Raw genomic sequence first — 15,308 nt, forward strand, 5'->3', positions numbered from 1 at the left:
GTATCGCCGCGAATATACGCAAGTTTCCCATCTTTGCCGCGCGGCAGTTCGGGTAAGTAAGCTGTCATGGTTCGGAAACTCCCCTTACCGAACCGCCTTTGCCCTATTCTCGTCTCCGTTTAAATTAACGCCATCGCCTTTCTAAGGCCACCTGGAATATCATTGGACTGCAAGATTTGGGTACACCACGCCCCCGCCCTATCTTGTCAAGGTCAATTGCCAAACCAGCAAATTCATCCGTCTCTTTGTCTCAGGACTCTCAAATCTCCGGAAGCGATAAAAGCTACCGGCTGTTCCGTGTTGTATTCGTGGGCCTTGCACTGCTCACGGTTATCGTGTTGGCCTCGGTTATCCCGGAGCTGACGGCCATCGACGTGCGCAAGAAGCTGGACAATGCACTGACGCTGGAGCAGGATCTCAGCGAATTGCTCTCCATCGTACAAAACGCAGAAGCGGGGCAGCGGGGCTATCTGCTCACCGGCGATCCGGAATACCTGCAACCTTACATTCATGCCCGACAGGGATACGATGCCATTATCAAGGATTTGGCCCGCGAGGTTTCCCTGGACAACCAGCAGCTTAATCGCGTTCAGCGGGTACGATTGGCTACGGAGATCAAATTCGCGGAGCTGGATACGACCCTTTCCTTATTCCGGCAGGGAGATACCACGGCCCTGCAAAACGTAATGGATACGAATGAAGGCTTACACGCCATGGACAGTATCCGCCACCTCGTGGGCCTGCTACGGAATGCCGAAATGCGGGATATCCGTGTCCGACAGGCCCAACTCGCCCAACTCAGTACGGTGACCACCATACTGCGTTTCCTGGGTGTCGTCGGCCTGGGGCTCGTCTTTTACTACATCTACTCACAGGTACGCCCGCTCTTTGATACCATCACGAGTTCCAACGGCCGGCTGAAGGAGGAAAATACCGAACGCCGCCGCGTAGAAAAGAAAAATCACGAGCTTATCGCCAGCCTGAACGCAAAGAACAGCGAGCTGGACCAGTTCGCCTACATGGCCTCGCACGATCTCCGCGAGCCCCTGCGGACGGTTAGCAACTACATCGAAGTGCTCGGAGAAGATTATGCACCCATTTTGGATGACGCGGGCAGGGAGCATCTCTCCACGATTCACCGCGCCACGGACCGGATGCGCTCCCTGATAGAAACCTTGCTGACCTACAGCCGCATCGGCCGGTCCGAGGAGCCCAGAGAGCTGTGCCTGGCCCAACCCGTACGCGAGGCGCTGGAGAACCTCGCCCTCCGGGTGGAAGAATCCGAAGCGAGGATAGAAATCGGTGAACTACCGACAATCAAAGGGTACCCCGTGGCACTCCGGCAACTTTTTCAGAACCTGCTGGCCAATGCGATAAAATTTCATCGTGCCGGAGAACCACCGCGCATCGAGATCCAGGGGAAAACGGAGGGCAATAAAGTGCGTATTACCATTCGGGACCACGGAATCGGTATCAATAAAGCCGACCAGGACAAGATTTTTCAGCTATTTACCCGACTGGATTCTTCTCAAATGCGAGAGGGACAGGGAATCGGGCTTGCGTTTTGTCAAAAAATAGTACAATTGCACCAGGGAACCCTGGCCGTGCGTAGCGAACCCGGTTTGGGAAGTACCTTTATTGTCATCTTACCCAGCAGTTTAAGGAATGATGAAGCTAGGGTGCATTATGCTAATTGACGACTCGGAGACGGATAATTTCATCCATTCCCGCCGACTCAAGAAGATGGGCCTGTCCGATCAGATCGTCATCCGCATGGATGGGCGGCAGGGCCTCGCGTACCTGACCGAAACGGATGCCAACGGTCGGCCCGATCTCCTGTTCCTCGATATCAATATGCCCGTCATGGACGGCTGGGAGTTTCTCGATGAATACCAGCAACTACCCGCCGACAAACGCGCTCAAGTGACCGTGGTTATGCTCACCAGTTCCGTCGGCGATACCGATTACGCCCGCGCCCACGCCTACACCATCATCGACGGCCACGAAGCAAAGCCCCTGACGGAGGACAAAATCACCAACCTGGTCAATCTGCATTTTTCGGCCTAGCCGTTGCCGGCTCCGTGCGCCTGCATTAGGATACCGAAAAGTTAGGCACTACCCACCGCCGCGCCGCATTCAGCCGTTCGAGCGTGTAAAGCGTCCGCTGCAGGGGCACCCCGCCGCCGGTAGACACGAAGTCGTAACGGGAGGGGAGTTGCTCATCCAATGCGAGCATCTGCCCCTTTATAAGTAAGCGTTCTACCTGCCGCGCCGCCGCTCCCGATGGATCGATGACCCGGGCGCCCTCGGGGAGCAGCGCGGCAATGTCTTTTCCCACCAAGGGATAGTGCGTGCAGCCGAGTACGACCGTATCTAACGGCCCGGCGCTCGATAACAGCCGCTCCAGGTATTGCGTAATCTGGGGAGAGCCCGGCCCGTAAGTTTCAATCAACGGTACCAGATCCACGCAAGGATTTTCCCAAATGGACCGACCTGCCAGGTATTTTTCCCGCAGGGCGAGATAGCGCGGGCTCCGTAACGTAACGGCCGTAGCCATGACCCCGACGCGTTTTCCCGTAGCCGCCGGTTTGACGGCGGGCTCGAGTCCGACGAAGGGGACTTCGGGGTACAATTCCCGCAGGGTATCGATCGCCATACTCGTGGCCGTGTTACAGGCTACCACGACCATCTTGACTCCCGCGCTCAGCAGACGATCGGTTATTCGCCGGCTGAAATCCAGGACTTCCCCGCCCGTCCGGGCCCCGTAGGGGGCATTTGCATTATCGGCCACGTAGAGGATACTTTCCCTCGGCAATAGCCCGGAAATAGCATTGGCGACCGAGAGGCCGCCAATGCCGGAGTCGAAGACTCCAATGGATCCGTTATGTGGGGGCAGATACAAGGGGCGCTGCTTACATGCCCAGCTTGGCGCGTACCATCGCGGTAACGTCCTGGCTGTCCTGCCCGTAAAGGAGCACCTGCTCGTCGAAGATGAACTGGAAACCGTTCTCCTCGGCGACCTCCTTGATGGCATTGTTGATGGAGTCGTAGATCGGCGTTAGAAGCGTCTGCCGCTTCTTCTGCAGATCGGCCATCATCTTCTGCTCGAAGTTGGCAATCTCTTCCTCCCGTGCCTGCAGCTTGGCGGCTTCCTCCTGCTGCTGCTTGGGGCTCAGCGTACCCTGCTGGGCTTGCTCCTGTAGCTTCTGATAGTCCGTCTGGAAGGTTTCTACCATGCCCTGTCCCTGCTTTTGCAGCTGCTTCTGCAGTGCCTCAAGGTTTGACTCGGCGGCCTTGGTAGCGGGGAGTTCGGAAAGGAGTTCAGCGGAATTCACGTAGCCGAATTTCTGTGCCGAAACCGTAGCGGTGGCAACCAGTAGCACCAGGGCTACAAAAGCGAATTTGAAAAATTTCATGATTATAGTTTAGTTCGAATTTGGAGTGTAGGGAAAGGCAGTCCGTCGGACGGTAGCGCTGGGCCGGCCGGCCTTCGTACTTCCTAGTTAGTTTTTAAGGCTTCTGAGAATTTCGTCGGTCTTGTCGTACTGCTCGCTGGAGAAGATGATGCCCGCAGACCCGGCCCGATCGAAGATGAAGTCGTAGTTGTTCTGGTTGGCGTAGGTCTCGATGGCCTCGTAGATCGCATCCTGAATAGGCTGAATCAGTTCCTGTCGGCGTTGGAAAAGCGATCCGTCGGGACCGAAACGGTCGGCCTGCATATTGCGCACTTTCGTTTCCCGGTCGAAGATGGCCTGCTCCTGCGTCTGCCGCTGCTCGTCGGTCATCAGCACCTGTTCGGCCTGGTACTTATTGTACATACCCTTGATGGCATCGTACTCCTGGTTGATCTCCTGCTGCCATTTGGCGGCAAGCTGGTCAAGCTGCTCTTGCGCTTCCTGGTACTCGGTGATACTGCTCAGGATCTTCTCCATATCCACGGAGGCAATCTTTTGGGCGGAGAGCTGGGCACCAAAGCCGGCAACGGCTAAAATGGCGACCATCAGAAAGTTGCGAAAACGCATAGTGCTAAATTTTGGATGACAAAAGTACAGAGGCACGTGCCGATCTGCTAAGGAATAGACGCTTAAAGAATGTGGAAGTTACTCCGATAAGGAAGTTTTAATTCCCACCTTTAATGTCTATTGCCCTGTATTACAACAACTTACCTTTGCTTTTACTCCATGCTTTGACCGCCGGTTTAACGCAATATTAACGGCTCGCAAGATACCCTCCCACCCCCCTTTCCCGGGGGCCAGGCCCAAAATGGCTGGTTGAACGTCCATCAAAACGCTTACGTCGTCTGCAATCATGACTGCATTGGAATAACGTCGCGCTCCACGCTGGGAGCATAGCTTCCCCCCCTAATCATTAGTCTTGGCTAATATCCAAAAACAGGGCGGGGCCCACGCCGCACTTCGCGCTGGGTGTTCCCCGCCCTACCCACACGTCCCTTCCAGGGCCGGATATGGCGGTTTCTACACGGGTTTGGAAGGCACCCCTACCCAAATAACCGGGCGGGGCCCACGCCGCACTTCGCGCTGGGTGTTCCCCGCCCTACCCACACGTCCCTTCCAGGGCCGGATATGGCGGTTTCTACACGGGTTTGGAAGGCACCCCTGTCCGAATGACCGGGCGGGGCCCACGCCGCACTTCGCGCTGGGTGTTCCCCGCCCTACCCACACGTCCCTTCCAGGGCCGGATATTCCGGACTTCCATACGGGCCTGGAAGGCACGTCTGTCCGAATGACCGGGCGGGGCCCACGCCGCACTTCGCGCTGGGTGTTCCCCGCCCTACCCACACGTCCCTTCCAGGGCCGGATATTCCGGACTTCCATACGGGCCTGGAAGGCACGTCTACCATCTAGCGATGTCTGTAGCGAAGCGAAGGGCATCGCGAACAATAATACACGCTTCACCAAAAAAATTATTTGTTTAATTTCAAAAAATAAACAAACAATTTATAAATTAGCTAAAAAGGTAAAGTGCCTCAATCCTACACCCGTATCCTGTTACACACCGTCTTTTCCACCAAGTACCGCCGACCGACTATCCGACCGGAGATCGAAAGCCAACTTCACGAATACCTGACCTACCGCCTACGGCAGCAGGGTTCGATGGTGGAAGAAATCGGAGGCACACTGGACCACGTCCACATTCTCCACACGCTGCCGAGAACGAAATCAATTGCCAAGCTTTTGGAAGACGCCAAATCTTTCAGCTCAAAATGGATGGCAGAACAAGGCTATTACAACTTTTGGTGGCAGGACGGCTACGGCAGCTTTTCGGTAGACTACCAAGCCATTGAACAGGTCAAACAGTATATCCGCAATCAAAAAGCACACCACTACGGCAATTTGGCGAATTACCACACAGCCGCCAAGCTCTCATTTGAAGACGAGGTCCTGTCACTACTGGATCGACACGCCATACCCTACAATCCGAAATACCTCTTCCCCCAAGACCCCTCCGCCGCGTAAAGCAACTACCAGAGACGCTTAAACACGGGCCTGGAAGGCACGTCTACCCCAAGCGATGCCTGCAGCAAAGCGAAGGGCATCGCGCATAATGCATCCCCAACACGGGCCTGGAAGGCACGCCAACCCAAGCGATACCTACAGCAAAGCGGAGGGCATCGCACACAATGCATCCCGTACACGGGCCTGGAAGGCACGTCTACCCCAAGCGATGCCTGCAGCAAAGCGAAGGGCATCACGCACAATGCATCCCGTACACGGGCCTGGAAGGCACGTCTACCCCAAGCGATGCCTGCAGCAAAGCGAAGGGCATCACGCACAATGCATCCCGTACACGGGCCTGGAAGGCACGTCTACACCAAGCGATGCCTGCAGCGAAGCAAAGGGCATCACGCATAATGATAATGCATCCCGTACACGGGCCTGGAAGGCACGTCTACCCCAAGCGATGCCTGCAGCGAAGCGAAGGGCATCGCGCATAATGCATCCCGCACCCTCGCACCCTCGCACCCCAAAAACTCAATTCCGCATCTTCCGCCGCCGCCCCGTCCGGCCGTCACCCTTATCCTTTCCCTTCTTCTTGTCGCCGTCAGCCTTCGCATCGCTACCGTGCACCTGCAGCACTTTGACAAGCGACATGTCGATGCGCCGACGCTCCATATCGACATCTTCGATCTTGACGCGAACGACATCCCCCATCTTGAGCTTCTTCCCGGATTTCTTACCCACGATGCTCAGTTTGCCGGCGCTCAGGTCGTAGGGCTCATCCATCTTGTCGAAGGGTATCATGCCCTCCACGAAATTCTCGATGAGCTCGATAAAGACACCGAAGTCCGCCAGGCCATTGATCACCCCGTCGAACTCCTCTCCGACCTGTTCCAGCATGAACTCGGTCTGCTTGTACTTGATGCTTTCCCGCTCCGCCGTTACGGCCTTGCGTTCCTGGCTGCTGATGTGCTTACAGGTTTCCTCCAGTTTGGCGGCATTGGCCTTGTAGAGGCTCCCCTTCTCCAGGTTCTTCTCCAGCAGGCGGTGTACCAGCACGTCCGCGTAGCGGCGGATGGGGGAAGTAAAGTGGGTGTAATCGTCGAAGCCCAGTCCGTAGTGGCCGATATTTTCGGTGGTGTAGACCGCTTTCGACATCGTCCGGATGGCGATGGGCGAGAGCATTTTCACCATGGGGTCTTCGTCCGCCTTCGCCAGCAGCTTGTTGTAGCTCTTTGATACCGACTGCGGGCTACTCAAATCCATCTCGTAACCCAGCGCCGCGGCGAAGTTGGCCAGTTCGGCTACTTTGTCCATGTCCGGCTCGTCGTGCACGCGGTACACGAAGGGGATATTCTGCTTCAGCCGCTCTTCCTTGCGCTTGATAAAACTGGCGACCTCCCGGTTGGCCAGGAGCATGAAGTCCTCGATCAACATATTGGTATCGATGCGATCCTTGATGTAGACTTCCAGCGGCTTGCCCTCGTCGTCCAGTTTGAAGCGCACCTCATTCGTGTTGAAGTCGATGGACCCCTCCTTGAACCGCTGTTTACGCAGTTTCTTCGAGATGATATCGAGCTGCTGCAGTTCGCTGACGAAGTCCCCTTCCCCGGTATCCAGTACCTCCTGGGCTTCCTCGTACGTGAAGCGCCGGTCGGAGTGAGTAACGGTACGGCCGAACCAGCGATCGGTCATCTTCAGCGTCTGGGCATTGAACTTAAAGACCGCGCTGAAGGTGAGCTTATCCTCATTGGGCCGCAGCGAGCACAGTTCGTTACTGATGCGCTCGGGCAGCATGGGGCACACCCGGTCAACCAGGTAAACGCTCGTGGTCCGGTCGGCGGCCTCCTCGTCCAGGGCACTGCCGGGACGTACGTAGTGGCTCACGTCCGCAATGTGAATACCGACTTCGATCTGCCCGTCTTCCAGGGTCTGAATCGACAGCGCGTCATCGAAGTCCTTGGCCGTCAGGGGGTCGATCGTGAAGGTGGTCACCTCCCGCATATCGCGCCGGATATTAATCTCCTGCGGGGAGATTTCTCCCGGCAGAGCTTCGCTTTCCGCCAGTACGGCGTCCGGGAAGGTGATCTGAAAGCCGTTGTTGATCAGGATGGCCTGCATCTCGATGTTGCTGGTTCCGGGCTCGCCGAGTACGGCGGTGATCTTACCGCTGATCTGGCCGAAGCGATTCTCTTCCCAGTCGACGATCTGTACGACCACCTTTTCTTCGCTCTTGGCCCCGATCAGCTCGGAGCGGTGAACGGCCACGCTGATGTTTTTGCCACCGGGTCCGTCAACGACCACCTCGGCGTATTTCTCGTGGATCTTTAGGGTACCTACGAAGTGCGTGACACTGCGTTCCAGCACCTCGACGACTTCTCCCTCGGGTTTGCGCCGACCACCGGGGGTCCAGTAGCGCACCTTTACTTTATCACCATCCTGAGCGTTCTTCAGGCGGTTCTGGGAAACGAAGATGTCGTTGGCGTCGCCGTCCATAATGATGTAGGCGGATCCGCTGCGGGTCATGTCCACGCGTCCCTCCGCATAGGTGCTCGACCGCTTGCTGTTGTCGCTGCCGTTGAATTGGTAGCGGTGGTCTTCGGTCTTCTTGACCTTGCCGGTGCTGACCAGCTTATCCAGCGCCGCCTGTATGCTGTCGCGGCTATTTTTGACCTTTAGTTTTCGCTGGAGTTGCTTGGGATTGAGTTGCTTGCGGGCATTAGTTTTGAACTCCTGGTAGACTACGCGCTCTAAATCGCGTGCCTTGAGCTTGCCGCTCTTCGTTTTATTCTTAGGCATGTAGGGGATAAAAGTGCGACCGCCCCCTTTGGACGATCGGTGCGCATAAGGTGGCGCAACGGGGATTTGGTATATAGCTTCATCCGCAGAAACGCCCAATACCCGTCGATAGTTTGTTTTAGGCGGCGGAGCGCAGGATAGAAGCCTTCTAATAGCCTGGCTATTCCGGAAGCCCATGCCGCCTTTCCGACTTCTCGCGGCGAGCTGACACCCAGGGGCCGAACACCGACATCCGCTGGGCCGGTTATACCCATAAAGCCAACCAGTGAAATATCTACGCAAGCCAATCTTACTGCTATCCTTTATCCTGACCTTCGCCACCTGCTCGGAAGATGGCGACCTCAACGTCTTCTCCGTCGAGCAGGACCTCGAGTTGGGTCGGCAAACCAACCAGGAAATCCGGAATACCCCCTCCGATTATCCCATTCTCGATACAGAGGATTACCCCGAAGCCTACAGCTATCTGCAACGTATGGTCAATGACATCGTCCAACAGGGTGATGTAGCGCATGCCGACGTGTTCCCCTACGAGGTGACGATCATCAATCAGGACGTGCAGAATGCCTTCGCCACGCCGGGCGGCTACCTGTACGTCTACACGGGCTTAATTGATGTCCTCGACAACGAAAGCGAGCTGGCGGGCGTACTGGCCCACGAAATCGCTCACTCCGCCGAGCGACACTCTACCAACCAGCTTACCAAACAGTACGGGTTTTCAACCCTCGTCAGCGTCATCACGGGTGGCGACCCGGGACTGCTCTCCCAGATTGCGGGCAGCCTGCTTTCCCTTCGCTTCAGCCGCAGCGACGAAGCCGAAGCCGACGACCGCTCGGTCGATTACCTCTGCAATACCCGGTACGCCGCCAACGGAGCCGCCGGCTTCTTCGAGTCCATCCAGGACGGCTCCAGCCCCCCCGAATTCTTCAGCAGCCACCCCAACCCAGACAACCGCGTAGCCGACATCAACGCCCGTGCCCAGGAACAAAACTGCTCCACCACCACCGGCGACCAAACCGCCTTCCAGCAATTTAAGGCCGACTTGCCCTAGAACGGGGGTCTTCATCTCCTACCCTCTCCCAATAGGCTCTCTACCTGCGCCCCGCCGCCCAAACCCGACAACCGACAACCGACAACAAAGTAAAGCCCCACCGCCCTACCTTTGCCCCATGACCTCCACCCCAATAGTCATCATCGGTGCAGGCCCGGCTGGAGCGGCGACGGCCTTGCGACTCTCCTACCTGGGCATTCCGAGCGTGCTGATCGATAAGGCGACTTTCCCCCGCGACAAAATTTGCGGCGATGCGATTTCCGGCAAGGTCCCTACCCTGTTCAACCGACTTGACCCCGCTATTATGGACCGGTTCCGGAGTCGGTTTCAGCCGAGTGACGTCTGGGGCATCCGTTTCTACCCGCCCAGTAAGAAACTCATCGAGCTCCCCTTCAAGATCGGCTACGAGCGTGTTCCCGACGAGGCCCCGGGCTACGTGAGCAAGCGAATCGATTTCGATGCCTTCCTGATCGAGGAAGTACGCCGCCGACCGGATATCGACCTACACCTCGATACCGAGATCGTAAGCACCGAGCACACCGAGAACGGGTATCGGATTACGGCAAAGAATGGTCGGTCGTGGGATGCCAACCTACTCATCGACGGCAGCGGAGCCCACAGCCGCTTCAGCCGTCACGAAGCCGGACAGGAAGTCGACAAAGACCACCACGCCGCCGCCGTGAGGCAGTACTACCGGGGAGTCACCGGCTTCCACCCGGACAACTTCATCGAGCTTCACTTCCTCGACGACTACAATCCCGGCTACTTCTGGATATTCCCTCTCCCCAACGGAGAGGCCAACGTCGGGCTGGGCATGCGATCGGACATCGTGAAGAAGAAAGGTCTTAATTTGCGCAAGGAACTTCCGAAAATTATTGCCAGCGAAGCTTTTCGGGAAAGATTTGCACATGCCACTCCTATTGAAAAGATTACCGGCTATGGCCTGCCCCTCGGTTCCAAGGAAAGAACCCTCTCCGGCGATCACTATCTCCTTACCGGAGATGCCGGCCACCTGATCGATCCGCTGACGGGCGAAGGCATCGGCAATGCCGTTTACTCCGGCTTCATTGCCGCTGAACTGGCTGAAAAGTGCCTGGCCGTGCAACGATTCGACGCCGCCTTCCTGTCGGCCTACGACGTTCGTATAGAACGGGTTCTCCGCACCGAACTCCGGCTCAGCTACCGCATGCAGCAGATTATGCAGTACAAATGGATAACAAATTTCCTCACCGGCATCGTCGCAGCCAACCCTAAGGTCATCGAGCTACTCTGTAGAATGTATACCGATTTCGAACTCCGCAAACAGCTGGTCAAACCGACCTTCTGGTGGAAGCTCCTCCGGACCAAGGCCGGTAAGCTCCCCGCGGTCGCCGAAAAAGGAGGATAAACGTTAAGACGATCAAAAAATTTGAGTTCGTATGTAACAAATCCTCCGCTCAGGTAGTTAGCTAAGCAGTTGATTAAGTTTCATATATACTAGTGAGTGTAAAGTGAGCCTCCGACCCTTATTTGTGGGTTTGGAGGTTCTTTTTTTCCCCTCTACCGCGAGCCAAAGGCGAGCTCTACCGCCGCAGGCCTCTACCGCGAGCCAAAGCGAGCTTCTACCGCCCCAGCCCTCTACCGCGAGCAAAGCGAGCTCTACCGCCGAAGGCCTCTACCGCGAGCCAAAGGCGAGCTCTACCGCCAAAGGCCACAACCGCAGCGAGCCCCACCCTAATCCAACAACCGCCAACTAACCCCCAACCGAACCGCCCCGTCCGGATAAGGATGATCCGCCGTCAGGAAAAACAGCCGGCTGCTCGCCAGCGTCTGCGCCTGGATGAATTTGACGAAAAACCGAAAGCGCGTAACCCGCAGACTGAAGAACGGATCCACCTGGACGGAAAAGGGCGTGGACTGCCGGTCCTGGAAGTGAAAGGTCTGCAGGATCGGATTGTAGTATTGGGGCGTAAAACTCGAGGCGTAGCGGATATCGGCCCCCAGATTGACGTTCAGCACCCCAAACCACTTACCCGCGTAATAGATGCTATGCTCACCGTACAGCCGCGGCAGGCGGAATACGCTCTGGTCGGCTTCCTGCAGCAGGATTCGGTTATCGATCCGGTACGCACCGAATGTGAAATTCCGCTCGGCCGTCAGTTGCAGGATGCTGTTCGGCCCGTCGCTCTGCTGGGGAAGGCCATCATTGTCGCGGTAAATGTAATTGGTGAGTACGGTATAGGCCAGCCCGGCCCGGATGCCTAAAAACGGTAAGGTATACGCTCCTTCCAGCCGGAGTTCCAGGGTTTTACCGAAATCCCGGTCGTAATACGGGCTACCGTTCAGGGTGTAGGTACGGAGGATTAAATCGGGTGCGTAAAGCTGATTTACGGCCCCGACTTCCAGCTTACCGGCCACCCCCAGGTCCACCTCTCCCCGCGCGGCAACGCGGTAATCCCCTACCTGCCCGATGAGGTTCAGTTGGCCGTCCAACAGCAGATTAAAGCGGTCGCTGGGCCGCAAACCCACTCGGGCCGTAGCTAATACGTAGTGCAGACTACTGTCGCCCGTAGCCTCCTGGCCAAGTCGATGGTACTCATGCACGGCACCTACCTCCAGCAGGTCGCGCTGCACCGCCTCCCGGCTGGCGGTGCGACTTCGACGGAAGGTCGAAAAACCGATTTCGTTGCTGATCACGTTATCCGTCACCTGACTGCGAAGCCCCCGCTCATCCCGATCGAGGCCCGGATAGAGGGAATAGAAGGCGGTATCCGTAGGTGCGCGAGTACTGCTCATCCGAAAGAACTGCCGTTGGATGCGTAGCTGATGCTTGAGGGTAAAGGCCCGGCGTTCGCGGCCGGTCAGCGTATCCGTGGCCGCACCGAATTGCAGGTACTGCGTAGCAGCTACCTCGCGGTACGCATGCCGAACTCTGGTGCCGGCGGTACCCGGATCTCCGCCTAAGTAGCCCCTATACGTGCCCGGATTATCAATCTCCCCGATGTCCCGGTCCAGCGAGTCGGCCAGCCCGCCGTTCTGTTGCTGCTCAAAAGTATTGGCGGTGTAACTGAAGAACCCACTGTAGCGGCTCCCCGGTGGCCGTACCGAAAGCCCCACGGCTACGTTGGTGTTGCGTATCGCGCTGTTCGGATACTGGTCCTGTTCCCCCAGCTGAAAAATACGGTCGTAGCCCAGCAGCAAATTTACCCCATCGGCAAAGTTCCGGCTGAAGCGGGCCTCGAGCATTCCATCCTGCTGTTCGCTGCCCCGTAAGTAGCGCAGGTAAGTAAACGGCCGCTGCAACCGGTAAAAGTCCAGGTTATCCATATTCAACCGGTACAGGTCGAACTGCCGCAGCCCAATCTCCAGCCCGCGGCGATACTCCGGCTCGTAACGCAGGCGGTAGGCCGCCGAGCCGATCTGCCCCAGCGTCGCATAGTCAAAGGGAACGCGGCGGTCCGGCTCGTACTGCTGAAAGCCCGGCAGCAAGCTGTCGCTAAAGGCGACCTCCCGGTTCGGGTTATCCGCCCCGTAGAGGTAAATACCAAAGGTATCCGGCTCGATCACGCGCTGTTTCTGCGGCCCCGCCGTCCGCGCCGACGAAGCGTCATAATCCGGATCGTCCGGATCAAGCCGCCCCGTATCGCTGGGGTCCAGCACCTGCGCGTGCAGACTCCCCCCACCAAACAGCAACAACAGCAGACCAATCAAGCAAAAACCTCTCCACATAGTTAGCAAACGTATCGACGCCCAAAAACGCACTCCCTCCCCCCGACAAAACCAGCTCCACCGCGAGCCAAAGGCGAGCATCTACCGCCGAAGGCCTCTACCGTGAACGAAGTGAACTCTACCGCGCAGCCTCCACCGCGAGCCAAAGGCGAGCATCTACCGCCGAAGGCCTCTACCGCGACCGCAGGAAGCTCCACCGCGAGCCAAAGGCAAGCATCTACCGCCGAAGGCCTCTACCGTGAACGAAGTGAACTCTACCGCGCAGTCTCTACCGCGAGCCAAAGGCGAGCATCTACCGCCGAAGGCCTCTACCGTGAACGAAGTGAACTCTACCACGCAGTCTCTACCCCGAGCCAAAGCAAGCCCTACAAAGCCTTAGGATTCATCCCCATACTACTAAAACCACCATCGTGGAACAAATTCTGCATCGTCACGTAGCGCGTAAAGTCACTGAACAGCATGGCGCAGTACTCCCCGCAAGCCTTGGCCGGGGCGTTGCCGAGGGGGGACATCTTATCCGCGTAACCGAAGAATTCATCGAAGCCCTTCACGCCCTTTCCGGCGGTGGTCATGGTGGGCGACTGGCTGATGGTATTCACCCGCACGTGGTTCTTCTCGCCGAAGTGGTAGCCGAAGCTGCGGGCAAAACTTTCCAGCAGGGCCTTGGACTCGGCCATCTCGCTGTAGTCGGGGAAGGTACGCTGGGCAGCGATGTAGGTCAGGCCAAGGATACTGCCCCAGTCGGCCATGTGGTCTCCCTTGTACAGGACCTGGCACATCTTATGGAAGCTAATGGCGCTGATGTCGAAGGTCTTCAGCATCCAGTCGTGCTTCAGGTCCGTATAGGTTTTACCCTTCCGCACGTTGAGCGACATACCGATGGCGTGCAGGACGAAGTCCAGTTTACCGCCCAGGATCTCCTCCGACTTCGTGAACAGGTTCTCCATATCCTCGATGCTGGTAGCGTCGGCGGGAATGATTTCCGCGCCGAGACGCTCGCCCAGTTCGTTGAGGCTGCCGAAACGCAGGGCAACGGGAGCGTTGGTGAGGGTGAATTTGGCGCCCTGCTCGGCACAGACTTCGGCAACTTGCCAGGCTATGCTTTGATCGTCGAGGGCTCCGAAAATAACGCCGCGTTTGCCGGCGAGGAGTTGGCTGCTCATGGTAATACCTTTAGAGGTTGGCCCGCAAATGTAACGATCAGCTTGGGGAAGTCCCCGCCAGCCGCTCCCGGACTTTTCGGATAATCACGGACAGCCGTTCGCTCTCCACGATCCGGTTGTGCACCACGACCGGCGTAGTAAAGCGCGGAACCCCCTGCCGGCTCAGTATTTGCACCCGCATATCGTAGAGGTTCGCGGTCCGTACCACGTCGAAACGGTAACGACGAACCTCATTATCGTAGGTGAGAACGAAGTAAAACTCCAGCGGCAATGGACGGCCGATCAGCAACAATTGCGGGGCGTCCAGCATCACGTTCTCCCCCTGCTGTACCGGACGGAAGCGACCGGTAAAGGAAGGGTACTCCCGAAACTCCGCCCGAACGCCGGCTGCCAGCAGGGCTTCGCGGGCCTCGCGCAGCATCTCGCGATTCAGGTGCAGGGGGTCTTCCGGTTGTGCGACGGGGTCGGTGGAGTGTGGTCGCCACTCGGCGGCGGAAATGTCCCGGTACTCCATCGGGCCCAGCCGCAGTTTGTAGTCGAAGGCCGAAAAGGTCGGCGAATAGTAACCCGGATAGTAGTGGGTGAAGCCAAGGTCCAGGGCGTGTTGCACCTCCAGCAACATCGTGTATAATCCCAGGCTGGCCGATGCGAAACGCGGATCATAGATACCCGCCTTCGCGTAAATCACCCGTTGCCCCATGTCGAAGTAGCTGAAGGCCACCAGTTGCTCGCCTTCGAAAATGCGCAGGATGTGGGTATTCAGTACCTGCTGCCCCGCTTCGTTGATGACGTTGTATTCGAGGTCTTCGCGCGTTTTGTCGGGGTGGTCGGCCATATACCGCCGGTTGACGGCCAGCAATTCCTGATCCGGGAAGCCCGCCTTGGCGTACTGGGCGGTGAATCGTTTACCGTTGCGACGAAGCAACTTGCGATGGCGCTTTTTAAAAGTGAACCCCTTCAGCGGCAGCCGGATCTGCAGGCAGCCGTGTAGTTCGTCATCGTCCGTGCGGAGATAATCGGAGGTGTAGATCGACTGGCCCGTAGGTCGCCAGCCACGTTCCAGAAAGGCATCGAGCTGATCCGGATCGAGAAACTGCCGGGGGTGAATGATGTGAGTCGCCAAGAGGGAAA

The 15,308-nt window shown here is 57.4% G+C and carries 12 protein-coding genes; 5 read left to right on the forward strand and 7 right to left on the reverse strand.

Annotated elements, in window-relative coordinates:
- The first annotated feature begins 245 nt into the window (after positions 1 to 245).
- Positions 246 to 1,697: a sensor histidine kinase gene (locus DRW39_RS13500; RefSeq protein ID WP_157976106.1), complete on the forward strand. Its 1,452-nt coding sequence runs from the start codon at positions 246 to 248 to the stop codon at positions 1,695 to 1,697.
- Positions 1,687 to 2,067 (forward strand): response regulator, encoded by a 381-nt coding sequence (locus DRW39_RS13505; RefSeq protein WP_157976107.1) that lies wholly within the window; start codon positions 1,687 to 1,689, stop codon positions 2,065 to 2,067. Before DRW39_RS13500 ends, DRW39_RS13505 begins: the two co-directional genes overlap by 11 nt.
- A 25-nt stretch (positions 2,068 to 2,092) precedes the next feature.
- Here the strand turns inward: DRW39_RS13505 and murI are convergent, their stop codons facing one another.
- The 3 genes from murI to DRW39_RS13520 all read right to left on the reverse strand — a co-directional run bounded on the left by murI (position 2,093) and on the right by DRW39_RS13520 (position 4,022).
- The gene (murI, locus tag DRW39_RS13510; protein ID WP_198664892.1) at positions 2,093 to 2,902 is read right to left on the reverse strand and encodes a glutamate racemase; all 810 of its coding nucleotides are present in this window, start codon (positions 2,900 to 2,902) and stop codon (positions 2,093 to 2,095) included.
- Between the two features lie 10 nt (positions 2,903 to 2,912).
- Positions 2,913 to 3,416, reverse strand: coding sequence for an OmpH family outer membrane protein (locus tag DRW39_RS13515; protein WP_232830150.1), 504 nt, complete (start codon positions 3,414 to 3,416; stop codon positions 2,913 to 2,915).
- Positions 3,417 to 3,503: 87 nt separating this feature from the next.
- Positions 3,504 to 4,022, reverse strand: coding sequence for an OmpH family outer membrane protein (locus tag DRW39_RS13520; RefSeq protein WP_116107585.1), 519 nt, complete (start codon positions 4,020 to 4,022; stop codon positions 3,504 to 3,506).
- 960 nt (positions 4,023 to 4,982) lie between these two features.
- On the opposite strand from DRW39_RS13520, the gene tnpA reads away from it, so the two are divergent.
- A complete protein-coding gene (gene tnpA, locus DRW39_RS13525) occupies positions 4,983 to 5,477 on the forward strand; it encodes an IS200/IS605 family transposase (protein ID WP_116107586.1) in 495 nt (164 codons plus the stop codon).
- A gap of 516 nt (positions 5,478 to 5,993) precedes the next feature.
- Here tnpA and rnr read toward each other — a convergent pair.
- Positions 5,994 to 8,258, reverse strand: coding sequence for a ribonuclease R (gene rnr / locus DRW39_RS13530; RefSeq protein WP_116107587.1), 2,265 nt, complete (start codon positions 8,256 to 8,258; stop codon positions 5,994 to 5,996).
- A 265-nt stretch (positions 8,259 to 8,523) separates the two neighbouring features.
- On the opposite strand from rnr, the gene DRW39_RS13535 reads away from it, so the two are divergent.
- Together DRW39_RS13535 and DRW39_RS13540 are read left to right on the forward strand one after the other, a co-directional pair.
- On the forward strand, positions 8,524 to 9,306 hold the full coding sequence (locus DRW39_RS13535) for a M48 family metallopeptidase (protein ID WP_116107588.1): 783 nt from the start codon (positions 8,524 to 8,526) through the stop codon (positions 9,304 to 9,306).
- Positions 9,307 to 9,424: 118 nt separating this feature from the next.
- Positions 9,425 to 10,693 carry an NAD(P)/FAD-dependent oxidoreductase gene (locus DRW39_RS13540; protein WP_116107589.1) on the forward strand — a complete coding sequence of 423 codons (1,269 nt, stop codon included), beginning with the start codon at positions 9,425 to 9,427 and terminating at the stop codon, positions 10,691 to 10,693.
- 326 nt (positions 10,694 to 11,019) lie between these two features.
- Here DRW39_RS13540 and DRW39_RS13545 read toward each other — a convergent pair whose 3' ends face one another.
- The 3 genes from DRW39_RS13545 to DRW39_RS13555 all read right to left on the reverse strand — a co-directional run bounded on the left by DRW39_RS13545 (position 11,020) and on the right by DRW39_RS13555 (position 15,300).
- Entirely contained in the window at positions 11,020 to 13,014 is a 1,995-nt protein-coding gene (locus tag DRW39_RS13545) for a putative porin (protein WP_157976108.1), read from the reverse strand.
- 365 nt (positions 13,015 to 13,379) lie between these two features.
- The gene (locus tag DRW39_RS13550; RefSeq protein WP_116107591.1) at positions 13,380 to 14,177 is read right to left on the reverse strand and encodes an enoyl-ACP reductase; all 798 of its coding nucleotides are present in this window, start codon (positions 14,175 to 14,177) and stop codon (positions 13,380 to 13,382) included.
- Positions 14,178 to 14,214: 37 nt separating this feature from the next.
- A complete protein-coding gene (locus DRW39_RS13555) occupies positions 14,215 to 15,300 on the reverse strand; it encodes a GNAT family N-acetyltransferase (protein WP_157976109.1) in 1,086 nt (361 codons plus the stop codon).
- Positions 15,301 to 15,308 lie beyond the last annotated feature (8 nt).

It is taken from the genome of Lewinella sp. IMCC34191, from assembly GCF_003390935.1.
Lineage (GTDB): Bacteria > Bacteroidota > Bacteroidia > Chitinophagales > Saprospiraceae > Neolewinella.